The sequence below is a fragment of the Haloferula luteola genome, assembly GCF_014201715.1.
In the GTDB taxonomy this organism is placed as follows: Bacteria; Verrucomicrobiota; Verrucomicrobiia; order Verrucomicrobiales; family Akkermansiaceae; genus Haloferula; species Haloferula luteola.
The window spans coordinates 48,401-71,205 of record NZ_JACHFD010000007.1 but is presented as its reverse complement, the minus strand read 5'-3'; the positions used below and the strand labels follow the sequence as shown (position 1 = coordinate 71,205).

General features: G+C 59.1%; 9 protein-coding genes and 1 tRNA gene. 5 read left to right on the top strand and 5 right to left on the bottom strand.

Features of this window, described 5'->3' with window-relative positions; translation table 11 throughout:
• Positions 1-67: 67 nt before the first annotated feature.
• A complete protein-coding gene (locus HNR46_RS08415) occupies positions 68-10,798 on the bottom strand; it encodes a non-ribosomal peptide synthetase/type I polyketide synthase (RefSeq protein WP_184017725.1) in 10,731 nt (3,576 codons plus the stop codon).
• A gap of 247 nt (positions 10,799-11,045) precedes the next feature.
• Here HNR46_RS08415 and HNR46_RS08410 point away from each other — a divergent pair, with 247 nt between their 5' ends.
• From HNR46_RS08410 to HNR46_RS20625, 4 genes are all read left to right on the top strand, one after another.
• Positions 11,046-11,693: a 4'-phosphopantetheinyl transferase family protein gene (locus HNR46_RS08410; protein WP_184017723.1), complete on the top strand. Its 648-nt coding sequence runs from the start codon at positions 11,046-11,048 to the stop codon at positions 11,691-11,693.
• Positions 11,694-11,740: 47 nt separating this feature from the next.
• Positions 11,741-13,333: a hypothetical protein gene (locus HNR46_RS08405; RefSeq protein ID WP_184017720.1), complete on the top strand. Its 1,593-nt coding sequence runs from the start codon at positions 11,741-11,743 to the stop codon at positions 13,331-13,333.
• Positions 13,334-13,425: 92 nt separating this feature from the next.
• A tRNA-Tyr gene (locus HNR46_RS08400) sits at positions 13,426-13,511 on the top strand.
• A 1,064-nt stretch (positions 13,512-14,575) separates the two neighbouring features.
• Entirely contained in the window at positions 14,576-14,782 is a 207-nt protein-coding gene (locus HNR46_RS20625) for a hypothetical protein (RefSeq protein ID WP_221285080.1), read from the top strand.
• 225 nt (positions 14,783-15,007) lie between these two features.
• On the opposite strand, the gene HNR46_RS08390 is transcribed toward HNR46_RS20625, so the two are convergent.
• The 3 genes from HNR46_RS08390 to HNR46_RS08380 form a co-directional block, all read right to left on the bottom strand.
• Entirely contained in the window at positions 15,008-15,337 is a 330-nt protein-coding gene (locus HNR46_RS08390) for a hypothetical protein (protein ID WP_184017716.1), read from the bottom strand.
• A 412-nt stretch (positions 15,338-15,749) separates the two neighbouring features.
• Entirely contained in the window at positions 15,750-18,758 is a 3,009-nt protein-coding gene (locus HNR46_RS08385) for a hypothetical protein (RefSeq protein WP_184017714.1), read from the bottom strand.
• Between the two features lie 190 nt (positions 18,759-18,948).
• A complete protein-coding gene (locus tag HNR46_RS08380; RefSeq protein ID WP_184017712.1) occupies positions 18,949-19,599 on the bottom strand; it encodes a PEP-CTERM sorting domain-containing protein in 651 nt (216 codons plus the stop codon).
• Positions 19,600-20,061: 462 nt separating this feature from the next.
• Between HNR46_RS08380 and HNR46_RS08375 the strand changes: the two genes are divergently transcribed.
• On the top strand, positions 20,062-21,162 hold the full coding sequence (locus HNR46_RS08375) for a substrate-binding domain-containing protein (RefSeq protein WP_184017710.1): 1,101 nt from the start codon (positions 20,062-20,064) through the stop codon (positions 21,160-21,162).
• A gap of 6 nt (positions 21,163-21,168) precedes the next feature.
• On the opposite strand, the gene HNR46_RS08370 is transcribed toward HNR46_RS08375, so the two are convergent.
• The gene (locus HNR46_RS08370) at positions 21,169-22,368 is read right to left on the bottom strand and encodes a M24 family metallopeptidase (protein WP_184017708.1); all 1,200 of its coding nucleotides are present in this window, start codon (positions 22,366-22,368) and stop codon (positions 21,169-21,171) included.
• Positions 22,369-22,805 lie beyond the last annotated feature (437 nt).

Below are 22,805 nucleotides of genomic sequence, written 5' to 3'. Positions count from 1 at the left end.
GGAGCTGGGTGAAGCACATCATGTAAAGCCCAGAGTGTGGTGATGAAAATCCCCTGTTATCGTAGGTTCAGGCTTTTACGGAGGGTTGACCCGGCGCCTCGTGAAGACACCGGTTGAATCGATCCGCTAGGGGCGCGACGTTGCCCTCCTCGAACAAGGTCAGGTGCTCTCCCGGGACGTCGATCATCTCCAACTGATCGACCAAGGGCCCCCAACCGTAATCATTCGGAACCTCAAACTTGTCGTTCACCTCGGCGGCACGGAACACATGCAAACGCCCATGGAACGGACCCGGACGGTAAGCATCCATGGCAGCTTCATGCGCTTCCCGAAGCAGCACCGCCCGTTCCTCGGAATGGGCACCAGCATGGCCAGCACGATGGGCAGCAGCGGACTCCGACTTCACTCGTAGGTGCGTATTCACGCCCTCAGCAAATCGATTCGCCAACTTCAGAATCCGCTCACCGAGAGACAAACCCTGCTTGGCATTCCAGTAAACCGACACTCGCTCGGTCAGGGCATAGGGCCGGATCTCTGCCGCAGGATTGATCGTATCGAACAGCCCAACGAAGGGCACCTCCTGCCCGGCATTGACCAACTGTCGTGCCATCTCATACGCGACCACCCCTCCATAGGAGTAACCCGCAAGCAAATAGGGACCTTCCGGACGATCCGCCCGAAGCATCTCCACATAACGAGCGGCGGTTTCTTCAATCGTGTCCACCTGGATGGCCTCATTGCGCCCCAAATCGGGCGATTCGATCGCCTTGAATGGACGGTCCGATGGCAATCGCTCGGCCAGCTCCCGATAGAACAGAATGCCACCATCTCCGCCATGGATCGCATACAGAGGTGCCCTCTCGCCCTCCGATTGAATCACCGCCAGATGATCATCCACCTGAGGCGTCAAAACCTGCGCGTGGCGATTCGCTTCGTCGATGGCCAGAGCCAAAGCCGACACCGTCCGCGCTCTCAGCAAAGTCGCCAAGGGCAACATGGCACCGAACTCCCGATGAATCCGGGCAAACATCCGCAGCCCCCCCAACGAATTGCCACCCATCTCGAAGAAATCGTCGTGCCGATGCACTTCGGAAACTCCAAGAATCTCGCGCCAGATGGAGGCCAGCCGAATTTCCGTATCGCCGTCCGGCACTTCCACCATCCCCGTCACTTGCCGCGTGGCACCCGGCTCAGGCAAGCTCGTCACGTCCACTTTGCCGTTCGCATTGACCGGCAACGCATCAAGCCGCATCATCCGATCCGGCACCATGAACGCTGGCAGGCTTTCAACTAGCTTCTGCCGAACCCACTCTTCCGCCACCGATTCAGGGGCCACATACCACGCAAGCAGTCGTTTGTCCGCCGCACCCTTACCCCGCACAACGACCTTCGATTGCCGGACCCCCTCGCATGACTGCAGGCAGGCCTCGATCTCAGCCAACTCGATGCGGAAGCCCCGCACCTTCACCTGATGATCGCGTCGCCCGATAAAGGCCACACTCCCATCCGCTCGCCAGCGGCACAGGTCGCCCGTACGATAGATCCTCCCACGGTCCGTTGACGCAAATCGCTCCTCGGTCAGATCGGGTCGGCCAAGATAGCCGAGCGCCAAGCCCGCACCACCTGTCAGCAATTCGCCAGGAACGCCTACCGGCACGCGTCTTCCTCCAGCATCGACGATTTCGACAAAGGTTCCACCAATGGGCGAGCCAATCGGAAGGGTCGCCCCCATCAGGTCACTTTCTCGGATCGTCCGCGCCGTCGTGAAGGTCGTGTTTTCCGTGGGGCCGTAACCGTTGATAAGGCGGGTATCGGGAAGCGCTTGCATCGCTCGGCGCGCATGCACCATCGACACCACATCTCCTCCCACGAGGAACTGTTTCAGGCCTCGCAGGTCCGCGAGATGTTCATCGACCATCAGTTCGAACAATCCAGCCGTCAGCCAGAGCGTGGTCACTCGTTTCTCCCTTACGAGGGTCCCCAAGACCGCCAGCGAAAGATCACCCGGTCCGGGCAAAACCAATCGTGCCCCGTGCAGCAAAGCACCAAAGATCTCGAACGTGGAGGCATCGAACGCGGGCGCCGCCGCATGCAGAAAAGTCTCCTCAGGTCCGAACTGACAATAGCGGGTGTTCGTGACCAATCGGACAATCCCGGAATGGGGCACCACCACACCCTTGGGCTCCCCGGTCGATCCGGAGGTGAACATGACATAGGCCGGATCTTGGGGCGTCCTGGCCACCAAAGGACTCTCTCCAGCACCCACCGTCGTCGGATCAAGAACATCACAACCCTCTCCGTCGCCCCGCGACAAAACGATGCGCGCCTCGCATTGATCCAAAATCTCGCGACGACGCTCGCTTGGGAAGCTCGCTTCCAGCGGGACGTAACAAGCACCGGCCTGCAGCACTGCCAGTTGGGCAATCACCCGCTCCGGACCGCGGTCGAGAAGAACACCCACCCGGTCACCCGGCTCAACCCCTCGCTCCAGCAAGGCGCCGGCCAAACCGGAAACCCGCAACGCGAGATCATGATAATTCATTTCCCCGCCATCCCACACGAGGGCAGTGCGGGCAGCATGCAACCGAGCGGTTTCCTGAAAACGTTCGCTCACGGTCACCGGAAGCACGCGAGATCCCCCTTGGCTCCAAGACTCGATCCGCGCGTTGGCATCCGCACTCAAAATCTGGAGCATGCCCACCGGGCACGAAGGGTCCTTGGCGGCATCCAAAAGCAGCTCCCGGAGGCACTCAAGCCAGGCGCGCATCGTCCCTTCGTCGATCAACTCACAGTTGAACGTCGAGGACAGAAGCATCCCTTCCGGCATCAACATCAAGTTGAGAAAGATTGTCGAGTTGCTGTATCGCGCTGGCACCGTCTCAACCTTGGCGCGCAAGTTGCCCACATATCCCGGGTCGCCTGACGGTTCCAAGTTGAAGATGATTTCCATCATCGGCCTACGGCCGCCCTCGCGCACCGGCTTCAGCGTGCGCAGCAGCTCTCCATAGGTCACTTCACCATGCTCCAGCACATCGAGTTGATCCATCGAAGCGCGAGCCACCAAATCCTTGAACGAAGCCTCAGGATCCACCTGCGCCGGCAGAGGAAGAAAGTTGACGCAGTGCCCCACTAAGGACTCCTCACCGGAACTCATCTGCCCAGCAGAAGGGAATGTCAGCACGAACTCCGACTGCCCCGTCAAACGATGAACGAGCGCCTCGAACCCTCCTAACAAAGTGCTATTGAGGGTCGCGCCACACTTCCTTGCCAGCTCCTTCAAACGGCCAGCTGTGGCAGCATCCAGCATCAACTCACAGGTTGACGAGCGATAAACCGGGGCCGCGCCGTAGGCCTTTTCCAAGGGCAACTCGGCTTCCTTCACTCCACCCGCAAAACGCTCTTTCCACCACGCCAGGGTTTCCGCGGGGGCACCGCCCTGTTGATGCTCGCGGAGGGCGCGATCAACGATCGATGGCGCACTCTTCTGAATCGGCTTCATGCCGGCCTTTCTCGCCTCGTAGGCGACCTTGAAGTCCTTCATCAGAACCTCGAACGACCAGCCATCCGCTGCAAGGTGATGAGCCACGAACTGCAGCACCGTCCGATCCTCCCGCAAGCGGGCAACCACCACTCGGAAAACCGGCCCGGTTTCCAAATCAAAGGGCGTTTCCCGTTGTTCCAGGCCAGCCTGCATCAAGCGACCTTCGCCATCAGCCTCGCCGCGAAAATCCTTCTCGAGGATCTCCACCGATTGCCGGCTATCGATCACAAATTGAGGCGCCTGCCGCGACGGCACCCGTAGCCGCAAGGCGTCATGACGATCCACCAGATCCTGCAAGGCCGCTCGCACCGCGCCTAGGTCAATCGTACCTTCCAGCCGCAACTGGAGCATCTCATTGAAGGCAAGATTGGCCTCCTCACCGAGCAAAGAAGCCAACCACAGCTCCGACATCGGCTCGGTCATCGGGAAGGGCCCGCGAACTCCCGGTGCCGCTTCGGTTTCCGTCGAGATCGTAAGCCGAGGGAAGAATCCTCCATCCTGCAGGGCGGCGATCGTTTCGCGGAAGGCTTCAATCACCCGATCCACATCGGCATCGCTGTGCGCCGCCGTCAGATAGAAGGGCAGACCCTCCATCGCAAATACGCCCCGTTTCCGAAGATGGTAGTAGATCAGATTCCCGTGCTTCTCTCCCTCACCGACCCGAAGGTACATCTGCGAGTTGAAGTTCACCATGCGGACATCAATCCCATGATCTCGGAACAAACGATCGACCGTACCCGCCAGGCGATCCGCACGGGAGCCAATGGTTTCCCAATACGCTTTCGGCTGCTCCTTCACGTGTCGTAGCACTGCCCGACAGGCCGCCATGGCCAGGGGCAAACGGACGAACGTCCCCGCGAAGAACGTCACTTCCTTCTCCGGGAAAGACTCGTCGCCATACTGCCACTGCCCACCATCGAAGGTATCCATGTATTTGGCCTTGCCGCCGATGATGCCAATCGGCAGCGCACCGCCACCAAAGACTTTGCCATAGGTGGCGAGGTCGGCACGGATACCATACAAAGCCTGCGCGCCTCCCGGTCCCTGGCGGATACCGGTGATGACTTCGTCAAAAACCAATAGGAACCCACTTTCCTCCGCGATCTTTTTCACCTCATGGACGAACTCGATCGGGATCAACTCCGGTTGACGACTCTGCACGGGCTCCACCAACACGGCGGCCAACTCGTGGGCGACCTCGCGGATCATGTCCAAGGCCTCCGGTTTCCCCCACGGCACCACGATCACATCGCCCACTGCACTGTCCGGAATCCCGGGAGCCAGCGGCAGCGTCCGACGCCGCGCGCCCTTGCCAACCGAGCGCACCAATACCGGATCGAAGTTCCCGTGATAATCCTTGTCGAAAACCAACACCTTGTCGCGGCCTGTCACCGTTCGGGCAATGCGCATCGCGGCCTGCACCGCTTCCGAACCCGTATTCAGGAAGCACACCCGCTCGTTGCCGGTCACTTCGCAAAACAGCTTCGAACACTCCATCGCCGTCTCGCATTGCGGGCCGATCTCCAGCCCGGTCGCCAGTGCCTCCTGGATCGCACTCGTCACGAACTCCGGAGCGTGACCAAGGAAATTCGGCCCGAATCCATTGACCATGTCGATGTACTCATTGCCATCCACATCCCACATCTTGCAGCCCTGCATGCGCGTAGCCACAATCTGATAGACCATCTCCTTGTAGAGGCGGTTGAAACCGTTGACGGTGCGCGGATCGGCATGCCACGGCCGGTATTCCTGAGTCTTCGATTTCGAGGTCTTCGTCTTCTCGCAGTATTCGAGAATCAATTGATCAAGGTGTGCCCGCTGGGGTGGGGTCAACTCGTCGGACCGCTGACTGCGATCGATGCGAGTGCGTGGTCCTGAAACTCCAGACTCTTCCTCCGGAGCTGCCGGCGGGGCCGGAATCACCGCCTTCTCGACCACCGCGGAGGCCGATTTGACTGCAGAAACTGGAACTCCCTGAGCTTCCAGATGCTCCACCAATTGCCCCAAGGTTGGGTAGGCTTGCATCAAATCGCGGAAAGCGATGGGCACCCCAAAGGCCTTCTGCAACTCCCTCGCTGCCTGCGTCAGCAACAACGAATCAAACCCCAATTCGAGGAAGCCCGAATGGGGGGACATTTCAGCAGCCGGAATTCCCGACAATCCTTCCAGCACTTCGCGGACCCGCCCCAACATATCCGCGGGGGCGGACATCGGCGCCACCTCCCCCTCAGGCGGAATCGCCGCAGACACCACGACAGGCTGCGGACGCGGGGCGGCCACGGCGTTCTTTTCGAGATGTGCCACCAGACGCTCAAGCGTCGGAAAGCTCTGCATCAAATCGCGAAATGCAACAGGCACACCAAACGCCTTCTGCAGTTCCCTCGCCGCCTGCGTCAGCAACAACGAATCAAATCCCAACTCAAGGAAACTGAAGCGAGGCTCCATCTCCTCCCCGGGAATTCCGGATAGCCCCTCCAGGACTTCGCGAACCTGATCGAGCATTCCCACCGTTGCCGTGACGGCAGGGATTTGGGGAAGATCCGTGACCGTCTCCGACTTGGGCAAGGGAGCCAGGCGCTCGACCGGGCGATCCAGCAGTCGGCACTCAAGCCATGCCCGCCGACGCTGGAATGGATAGGTCGGCAGGGGCACCCTTCGCTTGGGCGCATCGCCATGAAATCTTTCCAACTCAAGAGCAGCACCGTGGGCCCATAGTTCCCCAGCAGCCAGCAACAGCCGCTCGTGGTCAGATCCTTCCGCAGCCGGATGATGACAGCTCGCCACAAACCCTTTGCCACGACGTCCGACCGATTGGCGGGAAAGCGTGGTCAAAGTTTGGCCGGGACCCACCTCAAGATAAAGTCGACCTTCTTTCTCGGCAGCCGCCACCACCGCTCCATGGAAGTCCACCGTTTGGCGCAAGTGCGACGCCCAGTATCCTGGATCCATCGCCTGCTCATCCGTCAGCAACTGACCAGTGACCGTCGACAGAATTGGCATCTTCGGCGGGTGCAGCCGCATCGATTCCAAAGTCTTACGGAAGCGGGCGATCACCGGATCCATCATCCGACTATGAAATGCGTGGGACGTGTGCAACTCCCGCACCTGAATGCCATCCGCTTCCAGTTCAGCCGCGAAGTCGGCCACGGTGTCCCGCTCACCAGCGACCACGACCAACTCGGGACCATTCACCGCCGCGAGGTCCAGCGAATCCGGCAAACGGGCCCGCAACTTCTCGGCGGAAAGTCGCACGGAAAGCATCGACCCTCCCGGCATTGAGCCCATCAATTCCCCCCTTGCCGCCAAAAGCCTCAGCCCATCTTCGATTGAAAACACCCCGGCCAAACAAGCCGCGGTGAATTCCCCGACGCTGTGACCCATCATCAGTTCCGGCAACACTCCCCACCGGGCCCACTGCCGGGCCAGGGCCCACTCGACCGCGAAAATCGCCGGTTGCGCCAGCACCGTATGAGTGAGCCGCTCCGCCTCATCTCCCTCCCGGGCAAACAAGCTCGCCCGCAGGTCCTCGCCGATCAAAGGTTCAAGGAAGTCGGCACAAAAATCGATATCAGCCCGGTAACCCGCCTCCGCGGCGTACAAGTCCGCCGTCATGCCCGGATGCTGAGCGCCCTGTCCCGGGAACATCCACACCAGTCCCGGCGCCGATGAGGCCGATTCGACGGGCGCCATCCGACCCTCACTCAACGCCCGGCCCAGATCGGCCCAATCCCGCGCTACCACCGCAGTACGCAGTGCCATCGGTTTGCGGCCCAGCGCCAACGTCCGGGCAGCAGCCGAAAATGACTCTTTTCGCTCTCCCGCCGCAAAACTTCCAAGCTTTTCAGCCAGGTCATCGACGGCCTTTTCCGTACGCCCCGAAAGCACCCACAACCGAGGACCTGCCCCCTCTTCCTGAGGCGTCACATCGCGAGGGGCCTCTTCAAGAATCACGTGCGCATTGGTTCCGCCCACACCGAAGGAACTCACTCCAGCACGCCGTGGCGAACCCGTAGCAGGCACCCAAGGACGCAGAGTATCGTTCACAAAGAACGGCGACTGGGCCCAATCAATCCGCGGATTGGGCGTCTTGAAATGGAGCACCGGCGGCAGTTCACCGTGCTGCAACGAGAGTGCTGTTTTGATCAAGCCGCAGACCCCTGCAGCGGTATCAAGGTGCCCCAAATTGGACTTCAAAGATCCAACCGCACAAAATCCGACATCCTCCGTACCTTTCCTGAAAGCCGCCGTAAGCCCGGCAATCTCGATCGGATCGCCAAGCGGAGTCGCCGTCCCATGCGCTTCCACATAGGTGATCGTCCGCGGATCCACACCCGCATCCAAATGCGCCCGCCGGATCGCATCCGCTTGGCCATCGACGCTCGGGGCCGCATAGCTGTGCTTGGTACCCCCATCATTGTTCAGCCCATATCCGCGGATCACCGCATGAATCGTGTCGCCATCGCGAACCGCATCCGCCAATCGCTTGAGAAGCACCACTCCGCCACCATTCGAGAAGACCGTCCCAGAACTTTCCGCATCGAATGGCCGACAATGACCGTCACGCGACAGCATCCCCCCTTCCTCGTGGTGATAGCCCCGCTTCTGAGGCACAGTGATGGTGATGCCACCCGCCAGGGCCATGTCGCAATGCCCGGACCGCAGAGCCATGGCCGCATGTCCCACCGCGACGAGCGAGCTCGAACAAGCCGTTTGCACCGTCAAGCTCGGCCCCTTGAGGTTCAGCTTGAAGGCAACTCGGGTCGCCAGATGATCCTTATCATTGCCAAACTCGACCTGCAGAGCCCCCACCTGCGCCTCCGCCAAATGGCGACGGTGCATTTCCGGGTCCGAGAGGATATGATGCGGAAGGTAGGTGTCATAGTAGCAGCCGGCATAAATGCCTACACGGCCTCCTTCTTCCTCAGCCGCATCCGGCCGATAGCCACCTCGCTCCAAAGCCTCCCAGCACAACTCAAGAAAGACCCGTTGCTGGGGATCGATGATCTCCGCCTCTCGCGGCAGGATCCCGAACAATCCCCCATCGAGCCCCTCATACAACTCCGGCTTCAACAAGCCCCGCGCACGAACGAACGCCGGATCGTCCGAGGGACCCGGGACCTCCTCGCCCGCGGCATCAAACACCTCAATCGATTCAACGCCCGCCCGCAAATTCTCCCAGAGCTCCTCAGGAGTGTTCGCTCCTGGCAAGCGCACCGCCATGCCAACGATCGCGAGAGCCTCTCGACCCTCCAACTCAGGGGTCGCCTCCACGGGTGTCGGAGTTGGCTCGACCTCTTCGACGACCAACTGGGCCTGCTCTTCCACAGTCGGATGTTCGAACATCCGGACCAACTCGAAGGGCTTTCCAAACTCCCGCTGCACCTGAGCATGAACTCTCACCAGCTGCAGGGAATTGCCCCCCAAATCCACAAATCGATCGTGGCGACCCACCTTTTCCACATTCAGAACGCCGGCCCAGATCGCCGCAATCCGTTCCTCGACGAATCCCACCGGATCGACGTAACGCTCGGAAATCTCCGGCCGTGGCCGCATGGGCTCTGCCATCCAAGAACCAATCGCCTCCGCCGTGCGCAGTTGATGCGCAATCATTGCAACGCACTCCGCATCGGTGACCGGCTCTCCTACCACGGCTTGCGTCGTAGTTCCTGCCAGCGCCGAGGGCACCAGGGAACATTGACGAGCCAAGGCCGCAGGAATGATCCGCAGCTCATCCTCCCAACGTCCTGGCAAGCCTTCCAAAAACTCGCGCACCGGTTGATTCCGACCACTATCGCTGAACCAGATCGCGATCTCTTCAAGCTGCAGTTCGCGCGCAAAATCCCCGAGGTATCGCAACATCCGTTGCTCCACCCCCTTGCCCAGTGCTCGGCAGCTCAACAGGAAAGTCTCTGCCCATAGCCGTCCTCCGTCCTCGCGGAAAATCATCAGGCCCACCGCACCGTAATCGCCAAAACGATCCCGCACCTCGACAAGACGCGCCACCATGCCCCGGCAGCTCTCCCGCAACTTCGCCTCATCCCGCGGCCGCGGGCAGGAATTGAACTGATTCGTCCGTCGGGTCAGCTGACTCGCACGACCCAAATTCGAATCATCCAGCGGAACGATTTCCATGCGCAGATCCAGACCGGAAATGAATTCCTCGTAACTCCCGGTGCGTTCACGCAATGCCCGCCGTTGCGCTTCATCATGATAAAAATCCGCTCTCCGCACGTCCTCCGCACTCGCGTCATGCCGATCCAACACCCAGAGATGCTGCAAGAACGCTGGCAAGTCGGCCTCATTCTCAGGAATTCTCACCCCCATCACCGCCGGCGCATTTGCCGCCACCTCGGCAATTTCCGCCGGGCTATCATCCAAGAACAGAAACGCATCGAGCCCCAGATTCAGCCGCGCCGCGATCTGCCGCAGATTCGAGGACTTGGGCTCCCAATTGATCATCGACTCCACAAAGGCATCGCGACCGATCACCATGTCCGGATGCTCCCGAAACACCGCTTCGACATCGTCGGGGTGGTTCTTGGACACCAAACACAACAGATGACCCTGCGACCGGCACTCCAATAGAAACTTCTGAAATGCCCGACGGGCTGGACCGACCTCAACCCCGGACGCACCCACCTCGCCCACGACTCCCGTCCACAAAGTATGATCGGCATCCACCGCAATCACTTTGATAGGCTTGCGCATACCAGCCAGCAAGCGCCGCGACACCCATGTCCCCAAAGCGCGATACATCGCATCGGTATACGGAACCGCCGCCGCCACCTCCGCCTCCAGGTCGTAAGCGTCTTCAACCTGATAAAGTCGCGCCACCGCAGACGCGTCCAAAAACTCTGCCCCTGAAATTTCCCCCACCTGCTCTCTTAACTCCGCCAAGAAAACCTCCTCTGCCACTTGCGCCTGTTGGCAGGGGCAAGCCACCACCAGAGTACGAATTCCATTTCTTGCCACCGACTCCGCCAAGGCGGCACCAATCTCTCGTGCCGCTGAACGCCCGCGAGCTGGCGTGCCCACCGCTAGATCCTGCCCCCGGACCAGTACCACATTCACTCCTCCCCGATTGCAGGAAAGCAAACTACCCGGATCGAGGAGCTGCTGATGAACCTGCTGAAATCCTGCGATCTTTACCTCTGCAGTCAGACCAAATGCGGCCAACCACGATTCCAAAACAAGCGACAGGGGATCGACTGTAAAGGTGGCCGAAAGGCACACCGGTACCTGCTGGGGGTGGGACATGGGACGGGGAAATGAGGGTGGGTAAGACGCTGCCCTAGGGGGGAGCAACGCACAGCCAGCCTAGCCTGATGATTCAGTATTACAAGAATTTAGCCACTCACTGCATTTTACCACCCTCCAAGTTTAACCACTCATCCCCAGTGATTTGCGTATATTTCCGCGCAACCCACGTCATCCCGTAGGAAATCCTTTTGTACATTTTGAGCATTCACGACAGAGATTTTATGATTTTCAAAGGGTCGCACCGATGCCCGTCACGCTCCATTTGCTCGACCCCCTATCCATTCGGGAAGAGGACACCCACCGCGATCTGAGCCTGGAGGAGACCAAGCGGGCGCGACGATTTGCCTTCCCTCATCTCGCTGCGCGCTGGAGGGCATTTCGCGCCCTTACCCGCCGCCACCTCGCATCCCATCTGGCGATGTCGCCTCGTGAGCTCATTTGGAGAGAAGCCGACTGGGGCAAACCTTTTCTCGAGGGTTGCCCACTTCACTTCAATCTCACTCACACGGACCACCTCGGCGTTCTCGCGATCTGCAACGATCATCCTGTGGGAGTGGATCTCGAACGCACGGACCGCGGCCGCGATTTGGTCGGATGCGAGACTCACTTTTGCCATCCCGAAGAAATCCACGAGATCCAAGCGCTCACTCTCCCGGACCGAGAACATCGATTGATCGAGATTTGGACCAGCAAAGAGGCGGCTCTGAAATGCCTCGGAACTGGTCTCAGTCACCCACCGCAGCAGGTTCGAATTGGCAACTCCTCTGCCACTGGAAGCCTCCAAGACTTGGCCAAGCTTACCCTCTACCACCCGCACCATCCCTCCCTCACAGGCCACACCTTCGCCCTCGCCACCACCGCCCCATCACCGGAGATCTCCTGGGCCCCGTGATCGACAGTCGCCGACCCACCTGAAAGTCTTCTTCACCCCTCGCACTCATGGCGCCCCTGACTTTCCATTGCCCCTACTGCCAGTCCCGCCTGCACGTGCCGGCGACGGCTGCAGGCACCGCGGGCCCTTGTCCCTGCTGTGGCCGGCAAGTCACCGCCCCCCCCTTCGATCCATTCCAACCCTTTCCCATCACCACCCCACCCGTTTCTGCAGGACCTCCGGACAACGTTTCTGCCTCCCTTCCGTTCAGCGGGCTACCGACTCCACCGCCGTCATCGGAACCCATTCCTCCAGGCGATCCGCGACCCTTCTTTCGCCCTCCTTCGCCTCCACCACCGCCTTCTCCGTTTGCCGAACCCGAGACGCCGGCCCAACTTTCCATCTCCACGCCACCAGTCGCCCCAGAAATCACGGCACCCATTGAGCCCGCGGTCGACACGGCTTTGCCTCCCGAACCTCCCCCCCTTCCGGCTCCCGCTCCTTCGAATCACCCGGTTGAACCGGAAGCCAATGTTCCTGCACCCGTCGAATCCCTGGCGCCCTCCTCAAGCGATCACCCATTCGAAGGATTCGATCCCTCGCGACCGGCTCCTGCACCTCCGGAACCCATCGAAGAACCGAAGCCCGCAACAGCCACCTCTCCGCGCTCCACCACCATCCCCACTACCCTCGAAATCCCCGCTCTCGGTCGCCTTCGCTGGGCCGTGATGCTGCTCGCCTGTCTGGTCTTTTTCATGCTCGGTCTGCTTGCCGGCCAGGCACTGACCCTCACCAGACTCTCCTCCGCATCTCCGATATTCCTCACTCCAGGCCCCTCCCTCAACGTCCCCGCGCCACCACCCCCCTCCTCGGAGCCCGCCCTTGCGGCCTCATCACCCACCCATCGGAAATCTCCCGCAGACCCTCCTCGTCCGCTACCCGACCTCAGCGCCTCCGAGCTTCCCGACCTGCCTCCTCTTCCCGATCCCGCTCCCGCCGCACCGGTATCAGCCGACCCCTCCCGCCTTGCCCTCGAAGCCTTCCTGGATGCCCCTCGGTGGGACCAACGGGTGCCTTTCCTTCTTCCTCAGACCCCATCTGCTGATGATCCGGAATCCTCCGATCTCGCTTCCGAAGCCTCAGCCCTTTCCGACGGACCCATCGCCTACACCCGGATCGAAGGCCCGATCCTCCTTCCCGGTCTTCACTTCTTCCAGGTTTTCACCCCCACCCTCCCGAAAGGCTTCCCCGTACCCATGATCGAGCGCGACGGTTCATGGAAACTCGACGGGCGACTCTTCCTCGAATTCCACGACGACTGGTTCTACCAGTTCGCCGCTGGCCGACGCGGCTCTCAGGGTGAATTCCATCTCCAAATCAAACCGCGCGGCCAAGGCGACGGACGCTTCATCCCCTACCAGCTCACCGCCCCCATCGAGGGCCGCAGCTTCGGCGGATTCGCCCGCGAAGGCTCCCTCGCCCAAACCCTGTTAGACTCCCTTTTCCATGGCGATTCCAAAGACGACGCCGAACTCCAGCATCTCATCTCTGGCGATGGTGTCCCTGTCGTGGCCCAGCTTTCCTGCCGGGAAACGGCCTCTGGAAAACGCTTCCTCGTCATCGAAAACGTTCGCGTTCGAGGATGGGGACCTGAGGCCTGATTCGATGCATCGAAAACTCCTCCTTTTTCGATGCGTTTTCCCCTTGCAAATGCCGACCTCGCCCCCTAGACCTCCGGCCCCGACCGGGACAAGGGCAGATACCAGAGCGGTCAAATGGGGCAGACTGTAAATCTGCTGGCGTGAGCCTACGAAGGTTCGAATCCTTCTCTGCCCACCATTCTCTTATTCAAGAGGTTGCGTGAATCCCGGACTTACGTCACGCCAAGCCGGCCCCACTGAGCGGGCCATTTCTGGGCCATTTTGGGATTTGTGGGAACCTAGCCTCTCGCGCAATCAATCGCCTCCTTGGATGCCTCTTCATCTCGGCCTACATCGGCGCGTCAAACCACGTATGCTCATTTGCGCACCGCAATATGTGGCACCCCTTTCCGACCAGAACCCACATATTGGTTATGAACCGAAAAAGCGGCCTAGACTGGTTCTTGAAACATTAGCGCAGCCACACCACACTCCCTCCCGTTCACGATAATCAAACCCTTCGTGTTTCCTCCAGATGAAGAATTCTCCGGCCAACTCTCCCACGATTTCAGGACGGGGCGCCCCACTGCAATCAGCGCTTCCGAACTCTGTTCGAGACAGCGAGCAGCTTGCACTGCCATTAACCGAGAACGAGCGAATGGAATCCTGGCAGCATCTCGAGCGCCTTCATCCCGGCAATCGATTTCGGTTGATGTTTGGAATGCCGCTTTTGCCCAACGGGCGTTAGACTTCGAAGTCCCGCTAATTCCTCTTTCCTCTCTTGGTCTCCAACGAGGATCTGACGGCTTGCTGTTTGGAGGCGATCTCATCCCGCTACCATCAGGTGCGGAAGCGGCACCATATCTGGACGAATCTCAACGGGTCGTCTACAAACTCTTTGATCTACGACCGGATGGGTCACTTGGGAAGCGATTCGAGATAGAGAGGAAAAGCGATTCTGATTTCCCAGGTCTACCTGAGGAGGAGCGATATTCGGTTGTGACACGGAACGCGACGCTCCAAAGCACATTAATCAAACTCGCCTTCCTGAATCAGGCGGGTGCCCACCCTACTGAAATCGTGGGCCTTACCGAATGCGGCGACTTCTTGTTGGCAAAGCAACCGCAAGCAAAAGTGATCGATCAACGCCAATTCGAGCGCCTTCGAGAAGCAGCTATTAATGCCATGCGGGGTGTGGAGGTCCGCCGCGTGCGGCTAGGGCGTGTGGTTGTTGCGCTGTGGGTCGATGGGACCTCCTTTCTGATGTCTGACCTCCACCGAGGAAACATCATGCTCGACCACGATGAAAATCCCACAGTCATCGACGCTTTGGTCGGCTCGGTTTCAGAGAGGCATGTGCGCAACCTCCCGCTGATTCAGAATGCTTTCGATCATGCCCAGGCTCTACGGTTCGGCAGAAAATACGAGGACCCGTCGGTTTTGAGGTTGCCTCCAGATGAAGAACTTTGAACGAACCAAATGTATCGTTTCTAGATCAGTAGGCCCTGATCTCCATTTGAGCGGCCGGGACAAATGGTGGCGGCGAATGTTAAGATTTGGTAGCATTTGGAGACGCTCTCCGAATGAAAAAAACGGAGAGGAATGTGGCTTCTCACATCCGATCGACAAGGATCGGCGGAGCACCACCGAGAGAGTTGAGCGCGTCCGCCGAGCAAATGCAGATTGATGTTCTACCTAGCCTGCCTTGACCGTCGCCATTGCGCGGGGATCGTGCTCTCCGACCTGGAGCGATCCGAAATCGACGGTCCCGTTCTCGATGACCAACAGCTTCGGATCGGCATCGAAGTCCTGGCGGGTGGCTCGAAATTCGGCGAGCACCGTCGCGTTGGCCTCGACCTCTTTGGCATACCTCATGCCGTTGAGCTTGCCTGCGAACCCGGCAAGTCCGTCTTTTTTCTTTTTCCTGTCCTTGAGTTGATCCTTGGTCTCGACATCGCTCTCAATGGCGGCCCGTTCGAATTGCGCAATGGCCTCCCAAAAAAGGATAGGAACGGAGGAACGCACATTTCCATCTTGTATGCCTCCCCGTCGAAGCCGACCGGGACCCAGAATTCCGGAGCGTCGAGCTCCCCATCCTGCTGGCTTCCTATTTCAACCAGCTCATTGGAGACCAGCACCGGCCGCTCACTTTCTTCGATCCGAAATCGAAACTTCCGAACGTCTTTGATTCCGCGTTTGCGCAGAGATGGTTGATTTCCCGAGTTCCCGGATCCATCGCGAAATTCTTCCGCAGGATCATCATCCCTCCTCTTCACGGTGAGATGATTCGTCTATTTTCAAGAGTCGCAAGACAACGGTCCTTCGTGGGCCTCGCGTTTCGACGATCACCCCTAAAACAAGTCGCTGCACCCGCAGGAAGAACCCTCTCCCACGAGTGCAGCGATGTCTGGTGTCCTGGAAAAACCGTTGCTGATTCCTACTGGGTCTGCACCACCTTGACCCTCACAAAGACCTTCCCGGGCACCACCCCGGAAACGGTCGCACTCACCGTGGTGGTTCCTACCTCAGGGTCATTGGCACTGGATACGAAATCGACGCTCGTCTCGCCATCGCTCGCACCATCGGCCCACCATGTGGTGAGGTCGGTACTCCACTCATACGATGCCATTCCATCAGTCGCAGCACTCGCATTCTCATAGTGATGGAACGATAGGCCACCCGAAGCAGGCGAACATCCAAAAAGGCCAGGGCTCATCACACTTGGATCCGTTCCGAAGAAATTCTCCAAACCATTGGCCAACCCGTCCCCATCGGCATCTTCTTCGAAACCCGTCATCGACCCCACTCCCGGATATCCCGCAATCCAATCTGCAAACGTCGAGGCTTCTCCCGGTGTCAGCTGGACAATCTGGAATCCCGCAAGATGAAGCTCATCGCTGGTCGCATCCATCGTCACCACCACGTTGCCCGACAAACCACTCAACTTCACGTAGGTGTCGCCTTCCACATATTCATCACCTGGAGCAAAATTATTCGGCGTGAAGGTATTGGTCAATGTGGCCGCTACCGTGGCACCTCCATCAAGGCTGAACTCGACCACTTCATTCCCCCAACTGCTCAAGTAGATGTAGAGGTCATAAGTTCCATACGGCACCCCCTGAAGCGTCAAAGTCTGTGGATCGGCACCCATCCAAGCCTTGTCGCTGAATAGATTTTCATCAGGAGTCCCCACCGTATTCCAAGAATCCATCACCCCTGCTGATAGAGCCACCGCCAAGGAGGTCGCCAGCCCACCGGAGTCCATGAAGGTCACATTGTGATCAAGATCCATCACATTGTTCCAGCGCGACACCGGCACCGCACCCGCCACATCCGAAATCGCCAACTGAGGCGTAGATGACTCCTTCGCATAGTTGACGCTGATCACTGGAACGGGAATGGAAGCTCCCGAAAGGGGATCCGTACCATATCGAAACTCATCCAGATCACTCGCACCGTCACCATCCCAGTCACCCGTCCCTGCACCCGGTCCAGAGCCGGCTGCCTTGGAACCATCGAGATCGGTCAGATTCCCGACATAGGCCATCTCCCAACCGTCGCCGACCCCATCTCCGTCGACGTCGACAAAGTCACTCGGATCCGTGGGGTCCGTGCCCGCAGCTTGCTCCGCAAGGTTGCTGTCGTAGTCGCCATCCGAATCGTCTTCACCAGTTGCAGCGACAATCCCTCCAAAGTAGGTCCACTCCCAGGCGTCCGCCAATCCATCACCGTCCGTGTCGGTCGGGGTCGATTCCGCCAGCGTCGGATCCGAGAAGGGATCGGCTGAGTATTCCTCAAAATCGCTGAACCCATCGCCATCAAAATCGCCGGTTCCAGATCCAGGGCCACTACCCGCTTCGAGAGTCCCATCGAGATCCACAAGATTGCCGGCAACGGCCATTTCCCATCCATCTCCAATCTGGTCGCCATCTGAGTCCACGAACGATGCCGGATCGGTCGGGTCCGTACCCGCCGCTTCCTCCGCCGCATTCGTATCGAAATCCCCATCGGAATCCTCGTCGCCCGTCGTCGCGCCAATATAGAAGAAATACGTCTCTTCCCAAGAATCCGTCAGACCATCCGCATCGGTATCCAGAGGCGTCGAGACCTCCGAGGTGGGGTCCAGCTTCGGATCGAACTGGAATTCCTCCAGATCGCTGTAGCCATCCCCATCGAAATCTCCCGTGCCCGAACCCGGACCGGAGCCCGCGGGCAGCAAGCCGGTCAGGTCCGTCAGGTTGCCCGCAAATGCCAGCTCCCACCCATCACCCAAACCATCCGAATCACTGTCGACAAATGAATCCGCGTCGGTCGGATCAGTCCCCGCCATTTCTTCCTCCGCATTCGTGTCGTAGTCGCCATCGTAATCTTCATCACCGGTGGTGAAGTCGATTCCGAAAAAGTACTCGTCTTCCCAGGCATCCGACAGGCCGTCGGCATCGCTGTCGATTGGCGTCGATGCCGCATTCGTCGGATCTGAAGAAAAGGCGGCTTCGAACTCCTCAAGGTCACTGAAACCATCTCCATCGTAGTCCCCCGTTCCACTGCCCGGACCGGAACCCGCCGTCAACGTCCCATCCAGGTCCGTCAGATTCCCAACCCAACTGACCTCCCACTTATCGGACAATCCATCGTCGTCGGTATCCACGAAAGACTGAGCATCCGTGGGATCCGTACCCGCAGTATATTCCTCAAGGTCGGAATCGAGGTCCCCGTCAAAGTCGCCGGTACCAAATCCCGGACCAGGTCCGCTCAGGAGCCCCGTCAAATCCGTCAAATCCAACACCTCAGGCCAAGACAACTCCCACCCGTCGGGCAATCCATCGAAATCCGCATCCCCGTCGACCGACTCGACAATTTGAAAGCCAGCAAGGTGCAACTCATCGCTCGTCGCATCCATGGTGACCACCACATCTCCTGTCAGACCCGTGAGGCGAATGTAAGTGTCCCCCTCGGTGAACTCATCTCCGTCCGAGAAATTATTAGGATTATAAGAGTTGCTCAAGGTCGCCACCACCGTTGTCCCGCCATCCAGGCTGAAATCAACCACTTCACTTCCCCAACTGCTCAAATACACGATCACATCGTACGATGCATAGGGAACCCCTGTCAGCGTCAGAGTCTGAGGATCGACTCCCATCACCACCTTATCACCAAACAAATTCTCGTTCGCGTTGAAGTTGGTATTCCAGGAATCCATGTATCCCGCCGACAAGGCCACCGTCAGGGCAGTCGCCGCCCCCGTGTTGTCCACGAAGGTGATCGCGTGATTGAGATCCACCACATTGTTCCAGTTCAGCGCCGGAATCGCCCCGACCGAATCCGTCGCAGCCAGCGGCGGCGTCGAAGACGCCTTCTCATAGTTCACACTGATCTGCTTGGCATGCACCAGCCCGACCATCATTGATGCCGTCAGCCCGTGACCGACCCATCGGCCCCTTTTCATTCGTCCCCACAGAGACAAGGATTGGAATGCATTCATTCGTTGAGTTCTTTTTGTTTGGCCTTGTGCCAAAGTTCTTGGTTTTTACTTCAAAACTTCGATGGAAGAGCTCCTTCCGAGGAGCTTCTCCCTCGTCCTTCCTTGATCTCCCCTAAGCCGGGGAAGCGCGCGACCCTCTGGCGGACGTCCCCACTCACCGCCGATGACGACGACGGAACCCTGCCCAACCGAACAGGGCGGCAGCCAGCATCCCGGCAGCGCCCGGCTCGGGCACCGTGCTCAAACTCACATCGTCGACGTAGAAGGTCGAACTCCCGCTAAATCCGGTGAAGTTGAACTTCATCCGGTTCTTGTCGGGATCTCCATCCGCGGCCACAAAATCTCCACTGATCTCCGTCCAGGTGTTCGGTGTCAGACCGCCCACGGTGATCGTCCCACTCGCTCCTCCCGCGTCTTGGTTTAGCTCATTCGAAACCAGGATCTGATAGTCGAACTGACCGTCGCCCACCCCGTCCGTATACACCCAGAAACTGTAGCTCCAGGTCATGCCCTCCACTTCCGAGGCGGCCAAGTTCAATCCCGTGTTGGTGTAGATGATCGCAAACTCATTGGCGGTCGTGATCTCCAGAGCCTGCGCACCGCTCAGCTTGATCGTTTCCTGAACTGCCAAGCTGCCGGAAAACCCTCCCTGAAAGGCCGACCAAACATTGCTGCCCCCACTATCCGGAAGGATTCCCGCCGTGGTCACTTCAAACCCGGAATCGACAATCACATTCGCACCCATTGCCGGCATCATCGCCAAGACCCCGCTCAAACCCAGGAAGCATCGAATCGTTTTCTTCATATCACTGGAATCGTATGTTCTTGCTCTGGGAATTTGACGCCTTCCTGATGCTCCATTCGGCAACGAGAGGCTCCCATTCCTCAGCGTCTTGTCGATTAGCACGGAGGCTTGGGTTGGAGGAACCTCCGATCCCTTTCCCAGCTTGTCTTCTACTGAAACAAATCGCCCCCGCCACCTCCGCCCCCGTGCCGGATCCCTACTCTCGACGGCTGTGAATTTCCCCGGAGCAAGTTTCCCGCACCCCTTTACCGTCAGTCGACTTGGGAAGACCCCATCATGGATCTAACAGGACACCAACGTGTGGCGTCCACCCTTCAACCGGAAGAAGTCTCATCTCCGACCACCCTGGACCCTCTCGCTTGTTCTTGTCTTCCGGTAGGACTTGTCCAAAAGAGAGGGACGCTTGGGCGTCTGTCCCATCGTCTCGCCAACGGAGCGACCTATTCCTCAACCTCAGTTGCCATGCCCGCCAACGATCCATCGCGCATTCCTGTCCGGACACTTCTTTCTGAGCAGGCGGCACGGTGCATTCGAGAACGCATTGCCAACGGGGAATGGCAATCCCAACTCCCTAGCGAGTCCGCCCTTTGCCGTACTTTCCAAGTCAGTCGGGTCACCTTGCGAAGAGCCCTTCAGGAACTTCTCGATGAAGGGATCTTGCTGGAAGGAGGTCGCGGAATCCGTCATCGCATCGCGACGGATTTTGTAGAAGCTCGCCGTTCCACCACCGGTCGCGTCGTGCGCGTCCTGGCCCCTTTCTCCTCATGGAAAATGGGAGCTATCTCCCATGCGATTCTTGAAGGCCTTTCTCAGCGCGTCGCTACCCGGGATTTCCGAGTCGAGTTCGAAAGCCGCCCGCAGCTCTTCGAAAGCCACCGTCCCAAAGAGCTCGAACATCTGGTGCAACTTCCCGAAACCGCGGGTTGGGTTCTCTTTTTCTCCACCGCACCCATGCAGGAATGGTTTGCTCAACGCAAAACGCCCTGCATCCTCGCCGGTCGCCGTCATCAAGACCTCGGACTCTCCTGCGTCTATCCTGATATCGAAGCGGTCGCACGTCACGCCGCTGGCCTCCTCGTTTCCCGGGGACACCGTCGGATTGCCCACCTGATGGCGCGTCACACCAGCCTCGGCGACCGCCTGGCAGGTGCGGTCTTTGGAGCCACCGCACGAGAACTCGGCGCTGAAGTGCAGTTGGTGGAGTATGATGACAATCCCCATTCGATCTGTCGCATGGTCAGCTCCGTCATTGCCTCTCGCCCGAGCCCAACTGTCTGCTATTTGACCTGCCCAGAAGATGGCGTCACTGCCCTCTGTCACGCCATGGGGGCCGGAATCACCGTTCCTGGGCAAATGGAGTTCCTGATCGGTTGGGACGATCCGATCCTCGAAGCCACCGTACCCAGCCTTGCCCACTATCGATTCGATGGACAAAAAATGGGCAAACAGATCGGCTCCCTCCTTCTCAAGCAACTCGACGCCAGCGTTTCCAAAACTCAAGACGTCCCCATCCTCCCTGAATTCTCTCCGGGGGATTCCTTGAGCAACGGCAATCGATCCTGATCGTCACTATTCGATCACCATCGCCGCCAAGTCCGTCGGCAACCGGTCCAAGCGGTCCACCGAATCGGCTCCCACCGCGAACATTCCTTCGAGACGGATGCCACCTATGTCCGCCAGATATACTCCCGGCTCCACGGTGGTGATCATCCCAGACTCAAGAATTTCTCGGGAGTGAGCCCGCAACCACGGTCCCTCATGGATGGCCAGTCCGACCCCGTGCCCGACACCATAATGGAACTCGGGATAACCCGCGGCCATGACCGTTTCCCGTGCTGCAGCATCGATCCAACCCATTTCGGCACCCGGCCTCAAAACCTTTTCAGCGGCATGCAATGCAGCCTCCACCACCGGGTGGGCCTTTCGCGCATACTCCGGAACGGACCCGAGATAAAGAGTGCGTGTCAGGTCACTGCGATAGCCTCCCAATTCCGCGCCCCAATCGATCAAAAGTGCCTCACCCCATGCGGCCATTCGGCTCCCTGGCGTGTGGTGCGCACTCGCACTGTGAGGGCCACTTGCCACGATGATCCCAGTTTCCGGAAACCCTTGCCGATCCGCGCCCAGCCCGATCATCCGATTCTCCAACTCTCGGGCCAGCTCTCGCTCCGAGCGCCCCACCAAACCCGCGGCACCTTCCTCTAACAGACCTCGAAACGCTTCTTCGGCAATTTCAACGCACCGCTCGATCCATTGCCGTTCCATCGGTTCTTTGCACTGCCGCAGACCCTCGATCCAGCGCTCTCCTCGACCCACTTCCAAGCCCATCTCCGCCGCAGCCTCTTGAAACCGCAGGAAGGTTCCGGCTCCCATCCGCCCGGTATCCACCGCCACCGATCGGATCCCTCGACGCTTCATCTCTGCCACGACGAATGCCTCCAACTTCACCGCGTCGGTCGAACGCTCACTGGGCAGCAACACATCAAAGTCCCCAATTTCCTCCATCACTTCCCGCACCAGCATGTGCCGAGTCACGGCAAACCCACCCTCAGGCCCCACCACCAGCCATGAAACCCCTTCGCGCACTCCGCTGAAGTAACCTACATCCAAGGGATCACAGATCGCCATCGCCTCCATCGGGCAAGTCCCCGAAACTTCGGCCATCAGGGCTCGCAGACGCGACCTCCGCGCTGAGTGATCAAACGCGATCGGCGCCTCACTGGTCGCCGACGCCTCGGAAATCGAACCGCTATCAAACATATCCAACATGCACCTTGAGAAAATCCTGATCGGCATGACCCAAACTCAACGGGTCTTAAATTCAAGCCTCTCCGTCTTGTCTTCTACCAAGACAATCCCGAGCGCGGCCAATACCTCGCTGAGGAGCTCCTTTCGGCCCCCAAGTAAACAACGCCACTTCTCCCCATCCTCCTCTTCGGAGAGCGGATCCGCCGCTTTTCTCAAACGAGATCTGCCCGCTGTCAGGCTTCCAAAAGTGGGAGATTCACAGGATTCGTGAACCGTGGTGAAATGAGCCATTCGTCATCACTTCTTGGCGCCCGCACCCAGGATCTCCTTCAGCGCCTGATCAGGATGGCCCCGCCCCAAATCCTCAAAAAGAATCCGCACGAAGCTGCTCGCGAAGTCGGCCATCAGCTTGGAGGACTTCAGCACACTCCCTCCCGCAACTTGAAACATCTCCCGGC

Excerpts from the sequence above, each read along its gene's own strand:
- HNR46_RS08415 (WP_184017725.1), bottom strand. The coding sequence starts at position 10,798 with ATGTCCCACCCCCAGCAGGTACCGGTGTGCCTTTCGGCCACCTTTACA.
- HNR46_RS08410 (WP_184017723.1), top strand. The coding sequence starts at position 11,046 with ATGCCCGTCACGCTCCATTTGCTCGACCCCCTATCCATTCGGGAAGAG.
- HNR46_RS08405 (WP_184017720.1), top strand. The coding sequence starts at position 11,741 with ATGGCGCCCCTGACTTTCCATTGCCCCTACTGCCAGTCCCGCCTGCAC.
- HNR46_RS20625 (WP_221285080.1), top strand. The coding sequence starts at position 14,576 with ATGTCTGACCTCCACCGAGGAAACATCATGCTCGACCACGATGAAAAT.
- HNR46_RS08385 (WP_184017714.1), bottom strand. The coding sequence starts at position 18,758 with ATGAAAAGGGGCCGATGGGTCGGTCACGGGCTGACGGCATCAATGATG.
- HNR46_RS08380 (WP_184017712.1), bottom strand. The coding sequence starts at position 19,599 with ATGAAGAAAACGATTCGATGCTTCCTGGGTTTGAGCGGGGTCTTGGCG.
- HNR46_RS08375 (WP_184017710.1), top strand. The coding sequence starts at position 20,062 with ATGCCCGCCAACGATCCATCGCGCATTCCTGTCCGGACACTTCTTTCT.
- HNR46_RS08370 (WP_184017708.1), bottom strand. The coding sequence starts at position 22,368 with ATGTTGGATATGTTTGATAGCGGTTCGATTTCCGAGGCGTCGGCGACC.